1 protein-coding gene is annotated in these 3,506 nt (G+C 34.2%); it reads left to right on the top strand.

The features are described 5' to 3' along the window. The first annotated feature begins 587 nt into the window (after positions 1-587). Positions 588-2,918: a hypothetical protein gene (locus GX687_03315; GenBank protein HHX96478.1), complete on the top strand. Its 2,331-nt coding sequence runs from the start codon at positions 588-590 to the stop codon at positions 2,916-2,918. Positions 2,919-3,506: the final 588 nt, after the last annotated feature.

Raw genomic sequence — 3,506 nt, 5'->3', positions numbered from 1 at the left:
CACATCGCAGAAAGCTTTTTGTTATCGTAAGACATTCTATTTAATTTTCAAGGGGGCTCGGGTTAGTGCTATGGTTTACGGTATATAGAAACAGCAAAGACTAATAATTTAAATCTATTTATTAAAGAAATTACTAAATATAGATCTAAAGAATTAGGAGCAGTTAGGTATTTTGCTGTCTTGGCTAAAAACCTTCAGTTCCCCGGGGAAAGCAATTTTGCAGCCAATAAATGTGTAACAGGTATAAAATGGTGGGTAATTAAAATTGTAATTTTATCTAGGATGTTACAAAAAATGATAAATTTCGCAAATATTGCAGGAGAAGTATCTTTTTTTGTTGAATATAAATGATAATTAAGCAATTTTGATTAATGTGTGATTAGTTAGGGTGTAATCCGAGAAACCTGAAAAATAAAACGTTTTAGAATAAACAAACTTAAAGGTTTTATGTAATCCATGGGGACTTTCATTTTTCGGAAAGTAGGGTATGTTTTTGGACAGGGTATATTTTAAAATAGTTTTGGTGTGGATAAAAATATTTACAATATATCTTAAGATTATTGGGATAAAAGTCCCGGAAAGGAAGGATGAGTTGGTTGTATTTACGGGATTTAACTATTCGTTTAGCCAAATGTGAAAGTGAGGGTGAGGTTATTTCCCTATTAAAAGAAACCGGTTATTGGCATAACAAAGAGTGTTGGCGAGCTTTTGGGGGAAATGAAAATAACTTTTCTATTATTGGTAATCAACAAGGTGCTCCTGAGGCTGCACTTGTTGAGAAACTGATAAATTCAGTGGATGCTGTTTTATTAAAGGAATGTTTAATTAGGGGAATAGATCCGGAATCTGATGAGGCTCCACAAAGTATTCCGGGGGCCTTGCAACAGTTTTTTGGTGTTAAGGATGGTTTAATTAGTAATTTGAGTGTACAGGAAAGGAATGAAATGTCGCGTAGTATTATTTTGGCGGCTACTGGGGAAAGAAGTAAGCCAAATTATGTGATAGTTGATAGTGGTGAGGGGCAGGAACCTGAAAAAATGCATGATACAATTTTGTCTTTGAGTAAATCTAATAAATTAAGGGTACCTTTTGTGCAGGGGAAATTTAATATGGGGGGAACAGGGGTATTTCAGTTTTGCGGTACCCATAATATTCAGTTGATAATAACTAAAAGATGTCCCTTGATTTGCGAGGGTGGTAAAGTAAATAATAATTGGGGTGTAACAGTAATTAGAAGGGAAAGCCCTTCTGAGGGACGACGTAGTTCAATGTATACTTATTTAACAACAGAAGCTGGGCGTATATTAAATTTCCCGGCAGAACAGTTAAAGATTATACCTACACCTAATGGTTATGATGATTTTAAATATGGTATGTTTGTGAAACTATTTGATTATGATGTTCCTGGTTTAAAAACGAATATTAAATTTGATTTAAATTATAGATTGGCTTTGTTATTACCCAATCTTGCACATCCAATTCGATTAGTCGAGTGTAGAGATTATGAAGGAGTTGGTGCGGAATCTACACTTTCTGGACTGAATATACGCCTGCTGGATGATAAAGGGGAAAATGTGGAAAGGGGATTCCCTTGTCCACTAGATTTTAATATTGATGGGCAAAAATTTAAAGCTACTATTTATGTGTTTAAAGAAGGGACTAATGTACGAAATTATAGAAGGAATGATGGGGTCGTTTTTTCCGTGAATGGACAAGCACATGCCTGTTTAAATAAGACATTTTTTAAAAGAAAGACGGTAGGGTTGTCTTATTTAGCAGATTCGCTTCTGTTTATAATTGATTGCTCTGATATTGATGATGTAGCACGCGAGGATTTATTTATGAATAGTCGCGACAGATTAAGAGACGGGAAACTGAAAACTAAAATTATAAAGGCACTAGAAGAAAACTTAAGGGAACATCAGGGATTAAAAGCATTGCAGGAAAAAAGAAGGAGAAAAGCTATTGCTAATCGGTTAAGTGATGAAAAACCATTGGTAGATGTATTAAATAATATATTAAAGAAGTCTCCGAGTCTTTCTACTTTGTTTATACCTGGCAAGAGATTAAGGAACCCTTTTGATTTATCTCCTCAGGGAACAAAAAAGGTTTTTAAGGGAAAAAAACACCCTAGTTTTTTTGTTTTAAAAAACAGACCTAGTAAAGGGATTTTTACTAGGGAGGTTGCAATAAACAATAAGTTTAAGATTCAATTTATAACCGATGTTCAAAATGATTATTTTTGTAGGGAATTGGATCCTGGGAAATTTGTTTTAAAATATCGAGGTATGGAGTGCTGTAATTATGGCCTAAATCTTTATAATGGTTTTGCTATACTTACCGCTTCTTTACCGGAAGGTGTTAAAGTAGGAGATATTTTAGAATTTGAGTTTGTAGTTATAGATGATTGTATTCTTAAAAATTTTATTGAGGAATTCAATGTTAAGGTTCAACCACCCCAACCTAAAAAGGGTGGAGGTGGGGGTAGGGGTGATAGATTACCGGCAGGGGAAAAGGGGGAGGCAACACAAATGGGACCAGCCGGGATATCGTTGCCAAATATAATTTTATTAACTAAACGGGATTGGCCAAAATATGGTTTAACTAAAGAGGATGCCTTAATTATTCGTGGTGATGAGACTTACGATTTTTTTGTTAATATGGATAATCTTTTTTTACATACTGAAATAAAGGCATTAAAAGATGATGCGGAAATTGAATTATTAAAGGCTAGGTTCAAATATAGTATTGTTTTAATTGGTATGGGTGTGTTACGTTATTTGGACGATAAAAATAAAGAAGAAGATGAAAATTTTAGTACAGAAGAATATGTAAGGACTGTTGCTAATATGGTAGCCCCGGTGATATTGCCGATAATTGAGGGCATGGGGACGTTGGACGAAGGAAGTAAACATTAATAATTGGTTGAGATAGTGTTTATATGAAAATTAAAAAGATAAACGTAAAAAACTTTCGTAGATTTAAAGATATTGATTTGGTTTTTTCTAAAAACATTACTTTATTAGACGGTGTACGTTTGTCAACTAGAAACTGAGCCAGTCGCTCATTTGAAAATGAACTACTTGTTAGACTGTTAGTTCCCCATTGTTTGTTCAGGTTTGTAGGAAATTCGGTTTATATCAAGTAGATATGACTTGAAGGTCAGAAAGAATAATTGTCTTTTGTTTCAGTAAGCTTGGTGAAAAGGGGCATGGATAAAGGGGTCTTTCCCTGACTGGGATTACCGATTATAATAATGTTTTTTCGTGATAAACATAACAAATAGGATAGGGACGTATATACAAGTTTGAATATTCTTGCCGAAGGCAAAAGGTTTCTATACTTAGGAATCTTGTAGATTTAGTCATGGGGGTTCAGTATTCTAGGGATGTGATAAATTATGGGTTGGCGGGTTGGTCCGTTTAAAATTAAGTTTACTAAATCGGGTATTGGGTTTTCGATCAAGGTAGCTAAAGATGATTTAGTATTTACTAGTCGGGGCAAAT

This window comes from Clostridia bacterium, from assembly GCA_012841935.1.
GTDB lineage: Bacteria > Bacillota > Peptococcia > DRI-13 > DTU073 > DUTS01.
Note: the sequence above shows the minus strand (reverse complement) of the source record. Positions and strands in the feature narration are given on the sequence as shown.